Origin of the sequence: Thermoactinomyces vulgaris (assembly GCF_005886755.1) — a bacterium.
Classification (GTDB): domain Bacteria; phylum Bacillota; class Bacilli; order Thermoactinomycetales; family Thermoactinomycetaceae; genus Thermoactinomyces; species Thermoactinomyces vulgaris.
Genome location: NZ_CP039710.1, coordinates 1,517,067 through 1,535,650 on the forward strand (window position 1 = coordinate 1,517,067; position 18,584 = coordinate 1,535,650).

Consider the following 18,584-nt stretch of genomic DNA (forward strand, 5'->3'; position numbering starts at 1 on the left):
AAGAAATGGCCCATGGGTTTTAAACCGGTTTTTAATGATTGGATTTTTGTTTGATAAAGAGTGAGATTCCTCCAATCAAAAACAGAATCAGCCACATGAGAACAATGATCAATACTTGAATGTGAAAAGAACGGAGCAATATTTGGTTCGTTCCGACCGCCGGGAGAGCCCAAGGGTAAACATAACCCAACCAAGTGTATTTTTTTGAACCGATGATCAAAAAAACCGGAAGGATGAGTAAAATATTGAGAATGACTGATTGTACATAGTTGCTCCAATATGCGCATACTGCCAAATGAAATGCGGCCAACGGCAAAATCCCTATCCATCCGAGAACCAGGCATTGAATCAGCAAGGTCCATGGAAACGGATGATTCAACCGGGCGAATTCCCCGATAACGGCAAACTCCGACAAGGCAATTACCTGAGCCAATCCCAATAAGAGGACAAGCCACAGATACTTGGATAAATACAGTTGTTTCCAAGAAACAGGACAGGTTAAAGCTCTAATCCAATTATGTCCTTCATGCTCCACCTTACACAGATTGGCTGCCAATAATACGGAAAGGATTGGAAAGAAGATGGTTGGATAAAAGTAGTTTGCCATTCCCCAAGCCATCAGCCAATCATTGGTCGCTTGATAATTTTCGGAGACAAACCGGGCATAAATGAAGATTCCATAGGCAATCGGAACCAATGGAAGAACCAGAATCAACCGCCAAATACCGTATTTTCATCCATTCAACCATTAATAAATTCCCCAATCATATCTCCCTTTCAGTCGATTAATCAAATTCTTTTCGGTAAAACACAGTAATTCCGATCACCAGCCAGATGGCGCCAAACAAAACAGATAACAAGAGGATTTCCCAGTTAAGCAATGCACTCGTTTCCCCAGGGGACAAAGCCTGAACCGACAAAGGCGGAGAGGGGAGGAACGTAGACCAAAATCCCCACGGTGTCCACCAACCCCATCCTTTAAAAACAGGGGCAAGAATAATTGAGGCGATTCCAAATGAAATCGGCACAGATTGGTTCTTGCTGGCCATGGATACGCATAATTGAAAAGCCACAAAGGGGATGGCCAGAAGAAAAGGGGCTACACATAAGAAAACAATTGGCCGATGGTGACAAGGTGTTCAACATCGTGCAATTCAGCCATGATGTATATGCCAAAAACAAACAAAAGCCCCATAACCAAGGTGGTGGCGAATCCCCAGAAGAATTTGGCAACATAGATTTTCCATTTCGCCAAAGGCATGGCAAAAAGAAACTTCCACATATTCGAAAACTGTTCCATGTTGACGATGTAGGCAATGAAGACAGGAACAGTGAAAGCGATGATTTGCCATAAGTATCGGCTGGTAAGTGACAAGATCAATCCCCAACCCTGTTCTGGAGAGTGGCCTTTTTGCAAATAGTACCCAAGGGCAAGTGTGAGGAGAAAACAGGTCACAACAGGAACAAAAATGAAAAGCCAAATGACCCAACTACGGCGGATTTTAATCCATTCGTTGATAACAGATGAATTCATGATCAATGATCTCCATTCTCCAAAATCTGAAAAAACATTTGTTCCAGCGAGTTTTCTTCTTCTTGGAAGTGATAAATGATAAAGTGATGGTCGATGAGTAATCTTTGTAATGAATTAATTTTTTCCGTCGGCAGGGAGTCGATATAAATAAACTCATGATCCCGCGAAATGGAATAGTGATGTTGCTTCAGCAATTTTTCCGCTTCGTCCAACCGGTCTGTCTTCATTTTAAACTGTTTTTGGTTTTGTTTTTTCAAGTCCGCAAGTGATCCCTGAAACAAAAGCCGGCCTTGATGAATAATACCAACATGGGAAGCCATTTGTTCCACTTCACTCAACAAATGGCTGGACACGAATACGGTCACATTAAACATCTGCGGAAGTTGTTTGATCAATTCCCGGATTTCTTGTATTCCGGATGGATCCAGACCGTTTGTCGGTTCATCAAGAATGAGAAAGTCCGGTTGATTCAGAAGAGCCATGGCGATTCCCAGCCGTTGTTTCATACCGAGCGAATAATCTTTGGCTTTTTTATGTTTTGCATCTTCCAAATGAACCATTTTCAGCACTTCGTCAATCCGTGACGGAGGAACTTTAAGCATCCGGCGGGCGATATCCAAATTTTCGTAACCATTTAAATGTCCATAGTAGCCGGGGGTTTCCACCAAACAGCCTACCCGGCTCAGTATGGAAATGCGATGTTTGTGAAATTCTTTCCCGATAATCCGGACCGTCCCCTCCGTCGGGCGGGTAAGTCCCAAAATCATGCGAATGGTTGTTGTTTTCCCGGCGCCATTCGGGCCCAAAAAACCGTAAATTTGTCCTTTTTCAATTTGTATGTTTAACCGGTTTACAACCATTTGGCCGCGATAAGCTTTCGAAAGATTTTCGGTTTGTAAGACCATGTCTTCCATAGGATCCTCCTTAAGTTGACAGATAGTTAAAACCAGATAAGGAACTTGGGATAGAAGGGTTAAAGTTTTGAACATTCATGTTTCGGGGATATTCAATTATCCATCAACTTTTTTCACCGGCTTGGTAGTTTATGCAAATCACACCTGAGCAAATGAAGATGAATCCGGATATAAAAAGAACAGTCAGAGGATTACCTCCGTTTGCTAATCCGTTGGCAAAGTCGTGGGTTGCACCGCCTGCACACCAAAATCCCAAAATGATACTAAGCCATCCGCTAAGTTTTGAATGAGCTTTTAGCTGTTCAGGCAGTGAATAATACATATGGAATAAAGTGAGTATAAATACGATCCAGAAAAACGGAACGTAGGATTTTGCAGTTTCTGCGATGCTTTCATTAAATAGATAATCACCGAATAAAACCATTACCGAGGAACCGAGTGTAATAAAATCACCGAAATAATTTAAAACAAACAAAACAGAAGGTGCTCTCAGTGAAAACATGTAGTGACCCCCTAACTGAATTATAGATACTGAATTTTTAACTCCTTGGTTGTTAAAACCAGTGTTTTTCCGTGGAAGCCATAATCTCAATCCTGTGTTTTCCCTGTAATGCCCGGGGCGGGTGATTTATGCTGTGGAACAATCGGCAGAGAAGAATTACCCCTTTTGGATGATCAACAAACACAAGTATTAAAAATATTCGTAAACCGAATAATTTTTATGGTATTTGCAGGAGGGAAAGCGGGGGTTTAAACAGAAGGGATCCATGTCATTGATTTTTCAGAGGGGATTACTGGATATGAACATCTTTAATTTGATTTACAATTTGGTGCTCATTGGTTTGGTTATTTTATTTTTCGTATCGTTTGCAAAGTTTGTTTACACCATCGTGAGCAGCTTGAAACAAATGGTGGTAATGACTCGCCAGATCAATCAGAAATTGGATCAGATCCTCTGTCATTTGGAGAAAAAGAAGGATGAACCAAAGGAGCAACCGGAAGAAAACCGCCCTTAGACAAACCGTCTAAGGGCGGTTTCAGTATTAATGATAGCGATACCAGACTTTCCATCCCTCATTCGTTTTGGCCACGAAAACTTGTCCTTGCGACAAGCTGGCGCTGGGGAGGAACTCCGGAAAGAACAGTTCCACCAGCAGGGATTTTCCGGCAACTTCTTTTCTGCATTGTTGTTCGGCGATGCCGGAGTAGGGGGAAGATTCGGGAGCCTTGAGGGTAAGGATTCGTTTGACCTCATAATTTTGGTAACGGGAATCGTCGCCATAGGTTTCTTGAATCAATTGCGGAAGGACATCGCGGATTTCTTTTTCCGCGTTTTCATCCGGTTGGATCAAATCCTCCGCTTTCGGGCACTGTTCCGAGGTTGCCGGCTGATCTTCCGCTGCTGACGGAAGGGAAGAAAAACCGGTTGTTCCGGCAATGGCCAAGCCCAGCAAAAAGCAGAACAAACCCTTTCCGATTAAAGAAATCCGTTTCACTTTTTCACTTCCTTTATGGTTCATTTGAGGAACAAATGTCCCCAACTTAATTTTATAATATCCATTTCGCGAATCCATCTCACCTTTCGCACCAATGGACAGGATCAACCGAAAAGTTTCAGGCGGAAGGAAGGGGGAAATGAACTTTTAAGGTTGATGAAAACAAACATCCATGTTAGACTTTACCGTGTTATTCCATCAAGAACGAAGGAGGATTTACCTGAAATGTATTTCTGCAGACTCCGATTCCAAGCTTTGAACAACTGATTTTAAAAAGTTCAAAGCCCTGCCTTGTGCAGAGTGAATCGGGATCAGTCTGCCCTTTTTCAGGTAAAACCTGTGCATATGAATAGATAAAAAAGGGAGGGGAATCCCCTCCCTTTTTTTGCTTTCATTGCCGACATCCCGCCAAGCCGGAACCACAGGCTTGGTGTGTCTTCGTGCGCCTGAAAAACAGGCTCATCTCCGCATTTGCTTTGCACCGGGCAGAATGCGGAAGGTGAGATAATATGAGTAAAAAGAAGTTAAGAAAAAATTTTCCGGGACAACATTTAATGAAAAGTAAACGGCTGGCAGCGGGCATTGTGGAGATGTCCGGAGTCGGCCCGGAGGATCAAGTGGTGGAAATCGGTGCAGGCAAAGGAGCTTTGACCGTTCATCTGGCGCAAAAAGCCAAAAAGGTCATCGCCATTGAAAACGATCTTTCTTTTGCAAAGATTTTGCGGGAAGAAATGAAACCACACAGGAATGTCAGGGTGATTGAAAAGGATTTTTTGGAAGTGAACTTGCCCGATAAACCGTATTCGGTGGTATCCAATATCCCTTATTCCATCACCACCCCGATATTGAAAAGATTGATGGACCGGCCTGAAAATCCGTTTCAAAACGGTTTGCTGGTGATGGAAAAAGGGGCGGCCAAACGCTTCACAAGCCATCCTTCCACGAACCCGCGCATTCTGGCTTGGCGGATGTATTTTGATTTAACGATGGGAAGGACCATCGCCCGGTATCATTTTGCACCGCCTCCCAAGGTGGATTCGGCCGTCTTGTTTATCAAGAGAAAAGCCCCTCCCTTGATTCCCGTCCGGTTTCGCACTTTGTTTTTTAAACTGGCGTCATATGCCCTGAAGCATCCGGAGTTGCCGGTCGGTGAGGTTTTCAGAGGGATTTTCACGGCACCGCAAATCACGCATCTTGTGAAAACGTTGAAGAAGAGCCGGAATACGCCGGTCGGACGGTTAAGCGACACAGAGTGGGCCGTGGTTTTCCATACCATGGTCCGGCATGTCCCGCCGTACCGCTGGCTGAAATAGCCGAAATAAAAAATCCTCCTGAAAAACAGGGGGATTTTTTAATATAATGAAAAGCGATTTTTCATGGAAAGGAAGTACGCCTGCTCATGGACATGACCAATGTTCTCTATTTTCTGCTGGCTTCTGTTGCACTCACTCTCATGCCGGGACCGGATATTCTTTTTGTGGCAACGCAAAGCATGGTGCAAGGAAAAAAAGGGGGAATCATGACAGCGCTCGGCTTGTGCACCGGTTTGTTGGGGCATACGGCCGCCGTGGCCGTTGGAATTTCCGCTGTCATTTATCATTCGGCGCTGGCATTTCAAATTCTCAAGTATTTCGGCGCGGCTTATCTGCTTTTTTTGGCATGGCAAGCGCTGAAAAGCTCCGGCACCGGTCCCGTGAAGCAAAAAACCTTGAAACAAAGCGCTTTTGCCTTGTATAAACGGGGAATCTGGATGAATTTGCTCAATCCCAAAGTATCCATATTCTTTTTGGCTTTTTTGCCGCAATTTGTTTCACCTCACGCGGGATCCGCCACTCTTCAATTCATCGGGCTCGGAATGTTGTTTATCTTTCAGGCATTAACTATCTTCAGCCTGGTCTCGGTGGGAGTCGGTGCGTTGGGGGAAAAATTTTTGCAACCCTTCATCCGTTCCCGGAGCGTTCATTGGATCGAAGCCGCCATTTATACAATTTTAGGCCTTCGCCTGGTGTTTATGGAAAAATGATTATTCCCGGTCTGCCGGGACAAATGTAAAAAAACCTCTCCATTACCGGAGGGGGATTACTCACCTTACGTTTTAAAGCCCAAACGGATTATTCATTAATGGAAACGACACAGATTTGTATGGTTAGCGCAGGTAACAATCCTTCTTAGGTTACTGGATCCAGATACCATTTCTCTGATCAATACTTGGGACGGCGCCAAAAGTAAATGAAAACCGAAGTGGATCAACAATGGGTGGTGATGTTTGAAAATAGTTATTATTGGATTGAAGAATATCATAGAAAAGTATTAAACGGATTTATCTTTGCCATCTATGGCCTGTATAATTATTACCATCCAACGAAATATAAAGAAACAAATTCAATGCTCTAGGCATCCTTGTCCATAATCTATGATCATCTTACAAAGTACCGGAAAGAAGAGATTCGAGTATGTACTGTCTCAAGAATGATTACCAGTCGCTTCATTACTTAGTCTATATCGAACAATTACAATCACTAAACCATATGATGGGAGACTTATTTCTTAGAATGAGTGAGAAATTTCACGATGTTTTGCGTGGACTTCCTGCTAAGGCGAAACGGAATGTTGAGTAGATTGTTGAAAATTAAATGAATGAAAATTTAAAGCATTTTTAAATAACCAATCATAAAACTTTAAAAATTCACTAGATTGTGTCTAAAATCATTTTTTTAGAGTGTTCACTCATCATGCGTAAATCTGGCATAAAATCCCGTGAGGATAATCAATAGTTATCAAGATAGAGAGAAGAGTAAATATTATGGTTCACTCGCCGAACAGAAAAAGCTGACTCCTCCATCTGTAAAAAAGGTTATTTTTCCATAAATTATTCGATTCCTGATTCAAAAAAAGAGCGAGGATTTCCCCTCACTCATTTGGTTGATGTAGATAGTGAAATGGATTGTCAAGAAGTTTTTCAAACTGTCCTGCTACAGAGTGATAGCCAATTGCATAAGCACCAAGCAATGGTGCCCAAGCGGAATAACAACGACAAGCATTGATTAACTTTTGCTGGATAGTGGAATCAGTTGGTGTATCTTTCCAACCTCCACCGGGAATCGGATCTCCTTTGGATTCAAGCTGCATACGTGTGGCCATTGAGATGATAAATCGAACATAATAATTGATTTCTCCTTCATTATAAAGATCCAGCAGAGCTTGTCCGACATGTGCGTGATCAGGATGCACATCATGATAAGAAAGAGTGTAATGGTCAGCATCCGGGAACATTATAATATATTTTCGAATGATTGCTTTTGCTTCGTCATATTCAAGCGTTTCTTCCTTTGAGGGGTTATCGAGATATTCCACAAATTGATTTTCCCGGGGAACACCCAATTGTGTACAAGCATGATGGAATTCGGTGACTCTTGCCTGTGCTAAGGTGTCTTTCGTGAGCGGTTCGTATCCTTCAAAAGAAGGATTATGATATCCTTTCCAGTAGCCGGAATATATTTCGCCATTAATCGCTTGCAAAGCGCTTGTTAAACGGCCTCGTGTCATCAAAACGACATAAGTAGGACGAGATGCAGCAACGTGCTCGGCAATCGTTATACCCATATTTAAGGTTTCATCATCTGCATGAGGTGCATAGAAAACAACAGGTCTGCTCATGATGTAATCCTCCTTAAGATGTAAAAAGAATCTTACGGTTTTATTCAGCTAGATAAGGAGAAATTTATTCTATTTCTTCAGAATTTAATTCTTTAGATTTATTTGTATGGCCCATAAATTCGAATAGTTTTACGAAAATATATACAAACAAAGCAGAAGTGGTTGAAAAGTATGCGAAAATGTTAGGGGTATCTATTTGTAAAATCCATCGGTCAGCAATAAAACCAAACAAACAATAAGAAAAGAATGCAATTACATGTTTCCATAGACTATTGAATGACCGTAAAAGCAGATCGGTTACATAAGAAACTGCTAGGCCATAAGTGAATATCCCTAATCCGCCATATAAAAAAGAAAGAACAAACATCACTTCAAGGATAGAACCGTCCTCTTGAGGAGTATCAATGACGCCAAGAAACATATAGTAAATTGCAAATAACCCTGTGGCACATAATAATGCAAGCAATCTTTTTCCGATATTTAGCATAATCAAACCCCTTTATTTCGTAATAATAAAAATTATATAAAAAATACTTATTATAAACAATATATTTTTGATTAATAATAAAATTGTTTTTTAAAATAAATCTGTTATAATATTTCTGTACAAAAGGGGGATTCGAATATGAAAAAGTGGTTTCTTATTTTTATCTCATGCGTTTTGGTTTTTTCATTCAGTTTTTTCGGGTACTCTGATTGGACATCTGCAAATGAAAAATTAAATCCAGAAATAAAAGTGGATGAAAATAACTTACGAATTTCGTTCAATTCAGTCGGGGATAAAGTAACAATTCAAAAAGATGATGATCAAGAAAAGGAAATTAAGATAAAAAAAGGCATAAAAGCTACCCTGGATTCAACATCTAACCAATTTGAAATGACTAACTTAGCAGTATTTCCTATGATGTAGAAAGTGAACTAAAAGCGACTGGGATTACAACTATCGAATTATCTCCTTGAATATTTACCATCCATAGTTCATGTGAAGGAGCTCTATCTTGATAACCGACAGCAGTAAATACTCCATTTTCATAAACTTTTGCTGAATATTGATAGTCAATATCTGGACCAGGATTAGCTAACGGGTTTCCAACTTGATGGATATAACCAAATTGCACATAGCGTCCTCCAGAATCACTTCCTGATTGTCGTTTATAAAAGTAAACTTTGTCCATACTTGCTCGGGCAACTCCGGCTACACTACCGTATTTATTATAAGCAACAGTAAGGTTAGCATGACGTGTCCCAAAATATGCTTTTGCTGGGCTCGTATCAAATCGTGCTAAAACATCGACACGGGTTCGATACTTTCCGCCTTCATCTCCCCACCATTCCGGCTTATACTTATTATCTCCAGCAAAGCTCTTATACCCTTTGGTAATTCTTGTACCACTAGGATTTGGAGCCTTTGATAGAGGGATAAAAGTTTGGTATCTGAATAAATAACCATAACCCATGTAATTAGAAGAAACGTTTTTATCGTTCGCTAAGTTATTTTCGCTTTCTTTCATGGTAACTCGTTTAGTTAGAGTTGCTGTCTCTGTAAAAATTTCGTTTTCTTTACTCTTTGGAATAAAAATATGGTTTTCTTTGGCAATTTTTTTTGCTTGAAAGAATTAGTGGAGCAAATAACTATGCCGTTGCTACAAATATTGCCTCACGTGTTCTTGATGACAATACCGACACAGCCATAATTACACCTATCGAAAACTTTGCTGATACATTGTCTGCATCATCTATTGCTGGTTATTCTCAAACACCAATTTTAACAACATCAAGTAGTAATTTATCTACTGAAGTGAAGACGTTTTTAGAAAAAAATACACAAATAAATCATTTTATTATTGTAGGAGGTTCGATCTCTTCTAGTGTTGAAGCGCAACTAAAATCATTTGGAACAGTAGAGAGAGTTTCGGGGAGCAATCGATTTGAAGTGGCCAATAATATGGCAGAAAAATACTTTGTTGATCCTTCCGTTTCTGTAGTTGCTGACGGTACAAACTATCAACAAGCTTTAGCTGGTTCCGTTTTAGCAGCTAGAAATGGGGGCCCCTTGATGCTTGTTACTCCAACATCTACTCCAAATGAAACCTTGGCATACTATGAAAAGTACACTCTCGGTTTAGATGCAATATACTTTCCTGGAGATACTAGCTCAATATCTGATTCCACTATTCAAACATTAAATAACTATATTCATTAAAAGGTGGTCTTTTTTGGACCACCTTAATTATTCCTTCATTGGAGAAATCATAGATTTACGAATAAATGTTATCGAGCTCTTAAGAAAGAAATAATTATTTAATCAAAAAAAGTTTCAAAATGCTTTCCAAAAAACGGGAGGAACCGGTTCGTTGAAAAGAAGGCAAAGGTTTCGTCTGCTTTTGTTGTGGATGTTTCTGTTCCTGGGGTTCCAAACCGGTGTATGGGCGATGTTGTTGGACGATTTGGTTTCTGATTTTCATCTGTCTCCGGGTCAACTGGGGATGGCATTGACGCTTCAGTCCGGGGCCGGACTTCTCAGTTTGTGGTTGGGAGGGCGGATCGCGGACAAAGCAGGCAGGAAGCCGTTGGCGTTGCTCGGGATCGGCGGGACGGGAATATTTTTCATTTCTCTTGCGTTTGTCGAAAGGGATCCGGCCTTATTGGCGGTATTCTTTGCCGGAGGGATTTTTATCAGCTGGTATGACATGATCGCCAACACATTGGGCGGGGATTATGAACGCAATTATTCATCGCACGTGATGACGCATCTGCATGCCGCATTCAGCGGAGAGGCGGCTGCCGGGGCATGGGCTTCCGGTTTGTTGCTGGCCCGGGGAGTAACTTATACGAAGATTTATCTTTTGACTGGATCGGCTTTGGTGCTGTTGGCCGTGTTGTTTCTGATGGTTCCGTTGCCAGGCAAATCCGGTAAGAGCAGGGAAGATGGCGGGGATTTCGCAGGAGAGAAACAAAGACCCGGACTTAAAAAGGGACTGTCCGTGATTTTGTTTGCTGGCACCATGGTCGCACTCTGTTTTTTTATCGACGGATCGTTGGAAGGTTTTCTGTCCCTTTACTTGCGCGGGTTTCTTCAGTCCGGCCCGCTGTTGGGAGGAATCGGGATCGCATCTTTGCATTTTTCGGCAATGATTGGACGCTTGAGCAGTTCCGCCTTGATTGAGAAAGCGGGGGAAAGCCGTATTTTAATCTTCAGCGGGCTCATCGCTTCTGTCGGGATCGCTGTGGTCATACTCACGTCCAGCCCGGTTGTGGCCGCTTGCGGATTGCTGGGGGTCGGGTTTGCTCTTTCACCGGTTGCCCCCGTCTCGTTTTCGCTGGCTTCCCGTGCCATCCCCGGACGGGGAGCCCGTTCGTTTCCATTGTAACGGGGGCCGGGTATTTATCCTTTATCGTGGGGCCGGTGCTGATCGGCCGGGTGGCGGAAATCGGTTCTTTGCAAACCTCCTTTGGTTTGTTGCTTGTCTCGTCGGTGATGATTCTGTTTTTGGCAGTCACGGGACTCGCCTCGGGTGTGACCAAAACAGGAGGAAGACCAACCTTAAGGAGATAACCTTTTGCGATACCCGGACGGACTGATTCCAAACTTTTTTTTCCAAACGCCCGTTCAAAAGAAGAAAGGCTGTTGAACCCGGACTCCAAAGCGATGGAGAGGATGTTTTTTTGGGAATGACGAAGCAGCTGCTCTGCCAATTGTAATCTTTGATCCCGGAGATATTGGCCCGGTGTGGTTCCGACATGTTTTTGGAACAAGCGAATGAGATGATATTTGCTGATTCCCGTGACTTTGCACAAATCGTCCAAGGTGACGGGGGATTTGCCGGCAGAAAACCAAAAGGCTGAGTGCCTTGCGACACTCAGCCTTTTCATGAGACTACAGTTTCAAGGAGATATTGTAGTCTTTCATCCATTTGTTGACTTGGAGGATATATTCCATCATTTTTCCGACTTCAAACGGAGATTTTTCAAAGAGATTGTCGGAAATGTGACGGATTTTTTGTTTGTCCAAAAGCACTGCAACCGGCGCTTGCGGATCTTCGATTAATTCATTCAACATCTTGCGGATGTTTTGATAGTAAACCGGATCCGTTGTGGACGGATATGCACTTTTCTTGCGGGTGCGCACTTCTTCCGGCAGATAACCTTTGAATGCACGGCGCAACAGGCTTTTTTCGACTTTGTCGACGGTTTTCATCGAATAAGGAATATTGAATAAGTATTGAACCAACCGGTAATCGCTGAACGGAACACGCGCTTCAAAACTGTTATGCATGCTGATGCGATCTTTCCGTTCCAACATAAACGGCAGGAAGCGGGTGATGAAAAGGTAAGACATTTCCCGTTGTTTTTCTTCGATTCCCGATTCCCCGTCCAATTTCGGAACCTCACTGACCGCTTCCTGGTATCTGCGGTTTCTGTGCTCCTCCGGCTGGAGCGTTTTGATCGCCTCTTCATTCAAAACATCTTTGAAGTAGCGAATTTGTGCGCTCCACGGGAACGTTCCGGAGAACAAAAATTCATCCTGATGGAACCAAGGATATCCGCTGAAAACTTCATCTGCGGATTCTCCGGAGAGCGTGGCTGCCGCATTTTTCTTCATTTCACTGAACAACAGATGCAACGATGCTTCCATTTCACCCAGTGCCGGCAAGTCGTGTGCCTCTACAGGGAGGAATACATGTTCCGTCAACTGATCATGGTTAATGATGACAGTATGGTGATCGGTATTTGCATATTCCGCAACGATTTTAACATACGGCTCATCCCGGCTGACATGCAACAAGTCGGCTTTGAAATGTTTGTCGCTTCCGGCAAAGTCAAGGGAATAGGTACCGAGTTGTTTTCCTTCTTCCGCCAAATACCGGGCAGCCATGGAAGTGAGACCGCTGGAATCCAATCCGCCCGATAACATGGAGACGACCGGGGCATCGGCGATCAATTGGCGTTTCACAGTGTCTTTCAGGATTTCCCGGATTTTTTCAACAGTGGTATCCACATCGTCTTCATGCGGTGTGCTTTCCAATTTCCAATATTGATGATGATCGGCTTTTTCTTTTGTGAAAACAACGTAATGACCCTGTTTGACTTCCTGAATTCCGCGGAACACACCAAAACCGGGGGTGCGGATGGGTCCCATTCCGAAAAGTTCGCTGAAGCCTTCGACATCCACTTCCGGTTTGACTTCCGGATGGGCCAGGATGGCTTTCAATTCGGAACCAAATAAAACTCCGGAATTATGTACTTTGTAAAAGAGGGGTTTGACTCCGATGCGATCCCGGGCCAAAATCAATGCCTGGCGACGTTCATCCCAAATGGCAAAGGCAAACGCCCCGTTGATGCGCTGGATGAAATCTTCTCCCCATTCCAAATAGCTGTGCAGCAAAACTTCTGCATCCGATTCCGTTCCAAAACGATGTCCGAGATTTTCAAGTTCTGCTTTCAAATCTTTAAAGTTATAGATAAACCCGTCAAAGGAGAGTACGATGGAATGATCCCCTGAGCGATAAACCATCGGCTGTTTTCCACCGGCAGGATCGATGACAAAGAGACGGCGGTGACCAATCGCTGCACGTTCCGAAAACCAATAACCTTCATCATCGGGACCGCGATGTTGAATCGCGTTGGTCATTTTGCTTAAAACATTTTGTTCTCCCGACAAATCTCTTTCCCAATCAATCCAACCTGCAATTCCACTCATGAATGAATCATCTCCCATAAAAGAATCAACAAAATTATCGATATATTTAATTATAAAACAAGAAGAAGAAAATAAAAATATTTTTTTACATATTTATATAATATTCTATGTGAAATATTAAAAAAACCGCTTTTTGAATGCGTTTTATGTAATTTATCATGAAAACAAGTAAAATTTTTACATAACGCAAAACATATGGAAATGCAGGGGGAGGATTGGCAAAAAAATCCGGTTTAGCTCCCAAAGAACAGGACGCAAAAGCCGTCCCGACAAATTGCAAAAGGCAACGAAACAAACCGTAACCGTCGGCATCATGCGCTGCAGAGGAAAGGGGGTTTGAGTTCTTGGGCTGAAAACAAGAAAGGGCATTTGCCCTCTTTTTTACGTAACAATGTTATGTTACAATGATGACGAGGAGGTGTCGGGAAATGGATCAAGACTTAATTTCAAAAAAAGACCTGTTGAAAGAAACTGGCATTTCATACGGACAATTATACCGTTGGAAACGAAAAAACTTGATCCCGGAAGAATGGTTTATCCGCAAATCCACCTACACCGGGCAAGAAACATTTTTCCCCCGCGATAAAATACTGCAACGGGTCAATAAAATCGTCAGCTTAAAAGACGATTTGTCCTTGGATGAGATTGCGCAAATGTTTTCTCCCCGGTTTATGGAAATCTCTCTTACGAAAGAGCAAATTCAAGAGAAAAAGATTGTTTCGGATGTTGTGCTTGAACTGCACCTGTCCGCCCATGATCAAGCCAATGTTTTCACCTTGGAACATCTCTTTTATCTCTTTGTTCTGGATCAGTTGCTTGAAACGGGCGAAATCACCCTGGACGAAGGAAAATCGCTTTATCAGTTTTTGAAAAACAATTATCACCGGTTTGAAAAGAAAAATGCAGAGTTATTCGTCATCCGCAAACTGGGGGTCACCTCTTATATTTTGGTGAATGAAATCAAAGAAATTTGTTTTGATGACCGTGTGAAAGTGCTCCTGCGCATTTCGCTTGCAGAGGAATTGGAAAAGTTAAAAGGGAAAATTCAACATTTCGGATGGGGAGATGCAAATGAGTGATTTACTGATCAACGGGTACGGAAATTTTTCGGGCGGTACATTCGAAAAGGTCCGCATCAACGGATTGGGAAAAGTAAATGGCGACCTGGATTGCCGGTTGTTTATCACAAACGGGGACAGTGTCGTGGAAGGAAACGTGCAAACACAAACGGTCAAAGTCAGTGGTTCGTCGGCGATTGAAGGGAAACTGAAGGCGGATGAAACAAAAGTGAATGGCCAATTGACGACAGAAGGGGATGTGCACACCCAAAACATCACGCTCAACGGGACCGCCCAAGTAAAAGGAAATTTCATCGCCGACCAGGCAGACATCCGCGGAACCTTAAAGGTTGACGAAGACTTGGAAGCAGAGTCCGTGGTGATCAAAGGGGTTTTTATCATCAAAGGGCTGTTAAATGCCGGAAACATTCAAGTGGAATTGCTCGGCAATGCCAAAGCAAAGGAAATTGGCGGAGAGAAGATCGTCGTCAAAAAGAACAGCTTTGCTTTAAACAAATGGCTGAAATCCTTTTTTGCCGACAAAACATTGCAAGCCGAAGTGATTGAAGGGGATGATATCGAATTGGAATACACCCACGCCGGCATTGTCAGGGGAAAAAATGTGAAGATCGGCCCCGGCTGCAAAGTGGACGTGGTGGAATACCAAAATTCGTTTGATCAACATGATCAAGCGGAGGTCAAAGAAAGCAAGCAAGTCTGAGGATGCCGCCCCGGACTTGCTTGCAGGGGCGGCTTCATGCTTGCTTCCATTTAATATTGCAACCCAGACTGGGTTTTTGTGTGACCGTCACCGGCTCACCGTTAATGATTTGATCCAATGCGGCACGGATGGATTCGCCGGTCACCGGAATGTCATTCCCCGGGCGGGAATCATCCAATTGCCCCCGGTAAACACATTTCAGATCGCCGTCAAAAATATAGAAATCCGGCGTGCAAGCTGCTTGGTAAGCCTTGGCTGTTTCCTGGGTTTCGTCGAATAAATACGGAAACGGGTATTGGAGTTTTTCTGCCACTTCTTTCATTTTCTCCGGCGAATCATCCGGATATTGCTCCGCATCATTGGCGTTGATGGCGACAAAGGAAATTCCTTTCGGAATGTAATCATTGGCCAGTTGCACCAACTGATTCTGAACATGTTTTACATAAGGACAATGGTTACAGATAAACATGATGACCGTGGCAATGGAGGATTTTACATCTTGTAAGGCCACCGTTTTTCCGGACACCGCATCCGGCAATACAAAATCCGGGGCTTCTTTTCCGAGCGGGAACATATTCGATTCCGTTTTCGCCATATCCGCATCCACCTCTTTATGTTTTTTCCGTATTATAACATTTCGCTCTCTCCTAGAGGAAGATGCAAAGAGGGAACGGATTTTCGTCAAAAAATTCTAAAATAAACAAGGATTTATGCTATAATAACGTTAAAGCGATGAAAGATTCGCAGAGAGGATGGGCTCTTTGCCACCGGTGAACAAAAGAATTCCGATTGAAGTTGTGCGGGTGATTGACGGAGACACTTTGAAAATCAAGAGGAATCAAAAACTGGAACGGGTCCGGCTTCTGTATATTGATGCCCCCGAGCTCAATTCCGCCAATTTGTTGGAACATTTCAAAGCGCTTGAGGCCAGAAAGTACATTGTCAGTCTCATCCATCGCGGCCGGAGTGTCACCATCGAGCAAGGCGCCTTTAAGCGGGACCATTACGGCCGGATTCTTGCCCATGTGTATGTGGATGACATGCATTTGCAACCGCTTTTGCTGAAAAGAGGATTGGCCCGTTGCGTGATTCCGAACCGGGCGCGAAAATTGAAATCAGAACGGAAATATCTGAAAGAGTTCCGGCGTTTGGAAATCATGGCGCAAAAAGCCGGGCGCGGGATATGGGAATATGAGCAAAACAACGGCACGATCTTAAGCCGGGTGAAAAGCATTCAATCTTAAAGACAGGGATCCTGGGAAAGGGTGTCCCTGTTTTTCATTTTCGTACGAACCGCATCATGATATAGTCAAAGCATGGAGGGGGGATGGAAAGTTGCATGAAAAGAAAATCATTTCTTCATCAAAGTATCAGTGGCTCCAGATGGAACTTTCCCGTTTTGAAGAAGCCGGGATCATCGATTCCTCGCAAGTTCAACAGATCTTATCTTCTTATGAGGTGAAAGGGAAAGGGAGTGCAGGTTTTATCCGCATCTTGTTGATTTTGGGTTCCGTTTTGATCGGTGTGGGCATTCTCAGTTTTATCGCCGGGAATTGGGAGGCGCTTCCCCGAACGGTAAAATTTCTGCTGATTTTGTTTGGACTGACGGGCGCTTATTTCACCGGCTGGAAACTGGAAGATTCATATCCCAAAACTTCCAAAAGCTTTTATTATATCGGCGCGGCAATATACGGAGCAGGGATTTTTCTCGTGGGTCAGATGTTTCACAGCTCATCGCCTTATCAACAGGCCTTTTTGGTTTGGGCCCTCGGGACCGTACCGTTGGCACTCTACTTAAAAGACCGTTGGGTGATGATCCTGTCCATTGTGTTTATCGGCATTTATGCCTCGCCGGCTTGGGATGCATCCGTGCCGTATCCTTTCTGGGTTTGGGTTTTTATTCCGCTTTTTTACGGATGCAATGAGCGCTGGTTGAACCGAAACCGTCAAGTGTTTTTCTTTGCCAATGCGCTTTTGATCCTCACGATCTGGGCGACTTTCGTCCGGTGGGAATGGCACGGGGGAGTCAATGCATTCATTTTGTTATTGCTGGGAGCAGGCATGACGTTTCTCAACATCCGGCCTTATGCGGAGGTGTTGAAACAGCAAGGAGCCCTCATTCACGGGGTTGCTGCCATTGTACTTACTTATCCGGACTTTTGGGAAATGTGGGGGGGAGTGTTTCATGCCCCGCTTTTGGGATATGCAGTCGCAGTGGCTTATCTTGCCTTTTTGATTTTTTTGCTCAGAAAGAAACAGCTTTCGGCTGTGGTGATTTCCTGTGCACTCATTTTTCGGTTCTATCTGGACTTATCCATCGAATTTCTTCCCAAGTCACTCTATTTCTTGATCGGCGGCATTTTGCTCATTCTCAGCGGTTATTGGATTGAAAAAAGCCGGAAAAGGGGGGGAGGGAAATGAAAAACATCCCCAACCGGTGGTTTTGGATCGTTCTTCTCATTCCGGTCGTTTCCCTGGTTTCCATGACCGTGCAACCATTGCTTGCTTTCATGAGCGGCGAACAGGTTACGCTCAAAACCATCCCGGTGGATCCGAAAGATTTGTTTTACGGGGACTATGTCCGGTTAAAATTGGAGATTGAGGAAGTGGACCGTTCCCGCTTTGATCCGCAGCTCGCACAGAAGGCTGCCCACCATCTGCCTGACCCGGGCATCCCGGTTTACGTCTCCCTAAAACCCAAGGGGAATCACTACATCGTGGACCGGGTTTCTGAAAAGAAGCCGCCCGGTGGCTTGTATCTGAAAGGAACGCTTCAAAAACCGGTGTTTCCCTTTCGGGATGGAGAGAAATACCGGGTGGATTATCATTTGGACCGCTATTATGTCGAGGAAGGATCCGGAGAAAAGTGGGAAGCCTTGGCCCAAAATGGCGGAGTTCTGGTTGAAGTCAAAGTGAAAAACGGTTACGGGGTGATCGTCGGAATCAAAGAAAGCCCCGGCAAATCATGAAAAACACGAGCGATTTCCCGCTCGTGTTTTTGGTTTAATCGACGGATTTTTTCCTTCTCATCAATTCTTCCCGTTTAAATCCAAACCGTTCATAAAGACCGTGCGCATCCCGGGTTGCCAAAATCATGCTGGTATCCCGCACAGCCTCATGTGATAGGAGGAATTTCAGCATCCATTTGGCCAATCCTTGCCGGCGATGATCCGGATGGATGATAACGTCACAAACCCACGAAAAGGTGGCATAATCCGTTACCACCCGCATGAAACCCACTTGCCCTTCTTCTCCGTAGACGCCGAAACACAATGAATTTTCCAAACTTTTCTCAATGATATCTCTGGTCCGGTGTTTGGCCCAATAAGTGGTTTGTAATAAACCGTAGACAGCATCCACATCCAACAAATCCTTCTGGTCACTGATCCAATAGGGTAATGTTTCGTGTCTCCATTCCATCTGTATCCCTCCCGAAAGTTCCTCTTCAGTATAATGGATGAAAATGAGTTGAAAAATGCTTAATTTTCTTATCTGTACCGGTA

23 protein-coding genes and 1 pseudogene are annotated in these 18,584 nt (G+C 43.6%); 12 read left to right on the forward strand and 12 right to left on the reverse strand.

Annotation, left to right across the window (positions count from 1 at the left end):
- Positions 1 to 31: 31 nt before the first annotated feature.
- From FA954_RS07720 to FA954_RS07735, 4 genes are all read right to left on the reverse strand, one after another.
- Complete coding sequence (locus FA954_RS07720; protein ID WP_049720125.1) at positions 32 to 715, reverse strand: ABC transporter permease; 684 nt, start codon at positions 713 to 715, stop codon at positions 32 to 34.
- A 384-nt stretch (positions 716 to 1,099) separates the two neighbouring features.
- Entirely contained in the window at positions 1,100 to 1,534 is a 435-nt protein-coding gene (locus FA954_RS07725; protein WP_138614969.1) for an ABC transporter permease, read from the reverse strand.
- Between the two features lie 2 nt (positions 1,535 to 1,536).
- On the reverse strand, positions 1,537 to 2,448 hold the full coding sequence (locus FA954_RS07730; RefSeq protein WP_138614970.1) for an ABC transporter ATP-binding protein: 912 nt from the start codon (positions 2,446 to 2,448) through the stop codon (positions 1,537 to 1,539).
- Positions 2,449 to 2,551: 103 nt separating this feature from the next.
- A complete protein-coding gene (locus FA954_RS07735; protein ID WP_037995942.1) occupies positions 2,552 to 2,950 on the reverse strand; it encodes a hypothetical protein in 399 nt (132 codons plus the stop codon).
- A gap of 298 nt (positions 2,951 to 3,248) precedes the next feature.
- Between FA954_RS07735 and FA954_RS07740 the strand changes: the two genes are divergently transcribed.
- Positions 3,249 to 3,464, forward strand: coding sequence for a DUF4083 family protein (locus tag FA954_RS07740; RefSeq protein WP_231564608.1), 216 nt, complete (start codon positions 3,249 to 3,251; stop codon positions 3,462 to 3,464).
- A gap of 27 nt (positions 3,465 to 3,491) precedes the next feature.
- Here FA954_RS07740 and FA954_RS07745 read toward each other — a convergent pair whose 3' ends face one another.
- Entirely contained in the window at positions 3,492 to 3,944 is a 453-nt protein-coding gene (locus tag FA954_RS07745) for a hypothetical protein (RefSeq protein ID WP_138614971.1), read from the reverse strand.
- 509 nt (positions 3,945 to 4,453) lie between these two features.
- Between FA954_RS07745 and erm the strand changes: the two genes are divergently transcribed.
- The 3 genes from erm (at position 4,454) to FA954_RS14105 (ending at position 6,338) form a co-directional block, all read left to right on the forward strand.
- Positions 4,454 to 5,257, forward strand: coding sequence for a 23S ribosomal RNA methyltransferase Erm (gene erm / locus FA954_RS07750; RefSeq protein WP_037995939.1), 804 nt, complete (start codon positions 4,454 to 4,456; stop codon positions 5,255 to 5,257).
- Positions 5,258 to 5,343: 86 nt separating this feature from the next.
- Entirely contained in the window at positions 5,344 to 5,967 is a 624-nt protein-coding gene (locus tag FA954_RS07755) for a LysE family translocator (RefSeq protein ID WP_037995937.1), read from the forward strand.
- A 239-nt stretch (positions 5,968 to 6,206) separates the two neighbouring features.
- Entirely contained in the window at positions 6,207 to 6,338 is a 132-nt protein-coding gene (locus FA954_RS14105; protein ID WP_386090474.1) for a D-glucuronyl C5-epimerase family protein, read from the forward strand.
- A gap of 516 nt (positions 6,339 to 6,854) precedes the next feature.
- Here FA954_RS14105 and FA954_RS07765 read toward each other — a convergent pair.
- Positions 6,855 to 7,601, reverse strand: coding sequence for a PIG-L deacetylase family protein (locus tag FA954_RS07765; protein ID WP_037995935.1), 747 nt, complete (start codon positions 7,599 to 7,601; stop codon positions 6,855 to 6,857).
- Positions 7,602 to 7,665: 64 nt separating this feature from the next.
- Complete coding sequence (locus tag FA954_RS07770; protein ID WP_037995932.1) at positions 7,666 to 8,088, reverse strand: hypothetical protein; 423 nt, start codon at positions 8,086 to 8,088, stop codon at positions 7,666 to 7,668.
- Positions 8,089 to 8,226: 138 nt separating this feature from the next.
- Here FA954_RS07770 and FA954_RS07775 point away from each other — a divergent pair, with 138 nt between their 5' ends.
- Positions 8,227 to 8,511 carry a hypothetical protein gene (locus FA954_RS07775; RefSeq protein ID WP_138614972.1) on the forward strand — a complete coding sequence of 95 codons (285 nt, stop codon included), beginning with the start codon at positions 8,227 to 8,229 and terminating at the stop codon, positions 8,509 to 8,511.
- Here FA954_RS07775 and FA954_RS07780 read toward each other — a convergent pair.
- Positions 8,501 to 9,112 carry a hypothetical protein gene (locus tag FA954_RS07780; RefSeq protein ID WP_138614973.1) on the reverse strand — a complete coding sequence of 204 codons (612 nt, stop codon included), beginning with the start codon at positions 9,110 to 9,112 and terminating at the stop codon, positions 8,501 to 8,503. The genes FA954_RS07775 and FA954_RS07780 overlap by 11 nt on opposite strands.
- 92 nt (positions 9,113 to 9,204) lie before the next feature.
- Between FA954_RS07780 and FA954_RS07785 the strand changes: the two genes are divergently transcribed.
- Together FA954_RS07785 and FA954_RS07790 are read left to right on the forward strand one after the other, a co-directional pair.
- Positions 9,205 to 9,804, forward strand: a complete 600-nt coding sequence (locus tag FA954_RS07785; RefSeq protein ID WP_138614974.1) for a cell wall-binding repeat-containing protein — start codon at positions 9,205 to 9,207, stop codon at positions 9,802 to 9,804.
- Positions 9,805 to 9,955: 151 nt separating this feature from the next.
- A complete protein-coding gene (locus FA954_RS07790; RefSeq protein WP_037996336.1) occupies positions 9,956 to 10,972 on the forward strand; it encodes an MFS transporter in 1,017 nt (338 codons plus the stop codon).
- 283 nt (positions 10,973 to 11,255) lie between these two features.
- Here FA954_RS07790 and FA954_RS14110 read toward each other — a convergent pair.
- A pseudogene (locus FA954_RS14110) lies at positions 11,256 to 11,474 on the reverse strand (helix-turn-helix transcriptional regulator); the annotation flags it as partial.
- A 4-nt stretch (positions 11,475 to 11,478) separates the two neighbouring features.
- Positions 11,479 to 13,302 carry an asparagine synthase (glutamine-hydrolyzing) gene (gene asnB / locus FA954_RS07800; protein ID WP_138614975.1) on the reverse strand — a complete coding sequence of 608 codons (1,824 nt, stop codon included), beginning with the start codon at positions 13,300 to 13,302 and terminating at the stop codon, positions 11,479 to 11,481.
- A gap of 428 nt (positions 13,303 to 13,730) precedes the next feature.
- On the opposite strand from asnB, the gene FA954_RS07805 reads away from it, so the two are divergent.
- Complete coding sequence (locus FA954_RS07805) at positions 13,731 to 14,381, forward strand: YhbD family protein (RefSeq protein WP_138614976.1); 651 nt, start codon at positions 13,731 to 13,733, stop codon at positions 14,379 to 14,381.
- Positions 14,374 to 15,081: a bactofilin family protein gene (locus FA954_RS07810; protein ID WP_049720116.1), complete on the forward strand. Its 708-nt coding sequence runs from the start codon at positions 14,374 to 14,376 to the stop codon at positions 15,079 to 15,081. Before FA954_RS07805 ends, FA954_RS07810 begins: the two co-directional genes overlap by 8 nt.
- A gap of 34 nt (positions 15,082 to 15,115) precedes the next feature.
- Here the strand turns inward: FA954_RS07810 and FA954_RS07815 are convergent, their stop codons facing one another.
- Complete coding sequence (locus FA954_RS07815) at positions 15,116 to 15,676, reverse strand: thioredoxin family protein (protein ID WP_049720115.1); 561 nt, start codon at positions 15,674 to 15,676, stop codon at positions 15,116 to 15,118.
- A gap of 175 nt (positions 15,677 to 15,851) precedes the next feature.
- Between FA954_RS07815 and FA954_RS07820 the strand changes: the two genes are divergently transcribed.
- The 3 genes from FA954_RS07820 (at position 15,852) to FA954_RS07830 (ending at position 18,050) form a co-directional block, all read left to right on the forward strand.
- Positions 15,852 to 16,325, forward strand: coding sequence for a thermonuclease family protein (locus FA954_RS07820; RefSeq protein WP_236533612.1), 474 nt, complete (start codon positions 15,852 to 15,854; stop codon positions 16,323 to 16,325).
- Between the two features lie 91 nt (positions 16,326 to 16,416).
- Entirely contained in the window at positions 16,417 to 17,502 is a 1,086-nt protein-coding gene (locus FA954_RS07825) for a DUF2157 domain-containing protein (protein ID WP_138614978.1), read from the forward strand.
- Positions 17,499 to 18,050, forward strand: coding sequence for a GDYXXLXY domain-containing protein (locus FA954_RS07830; RefSeq protein WP_138614979.1), 552 nt, complete (start codon positions 17,499 to 17,501; stop codon positions 18,048 to 18,050). The genes FA954_RS07825 and FA954_RS07830 overlap by 4 nt, the downstream gene beginning before the upstream one ends.
- A 34-nt stretch (positions 18,051 to 18,084) precedes the next feature.
- On the opposite strand, the gene FA954_RS07835 is transcribed toward FA954_RS07830, so the two are convergent.
- Positions 18,085 to 18,501: a GNAT family N-acetyltransferase gene (locus tag FA954_RS07835; RefSeq protein ID WP_138614980.1), complete on the reverse strand. Its 417-nt coding sequence runs from the start codon at positions 18,499 to 18,501 to the stop codon at positions 18,085 to 18,087.
- Positions 18,502 to 18,584: the final 83 nt, after the last annotated feature.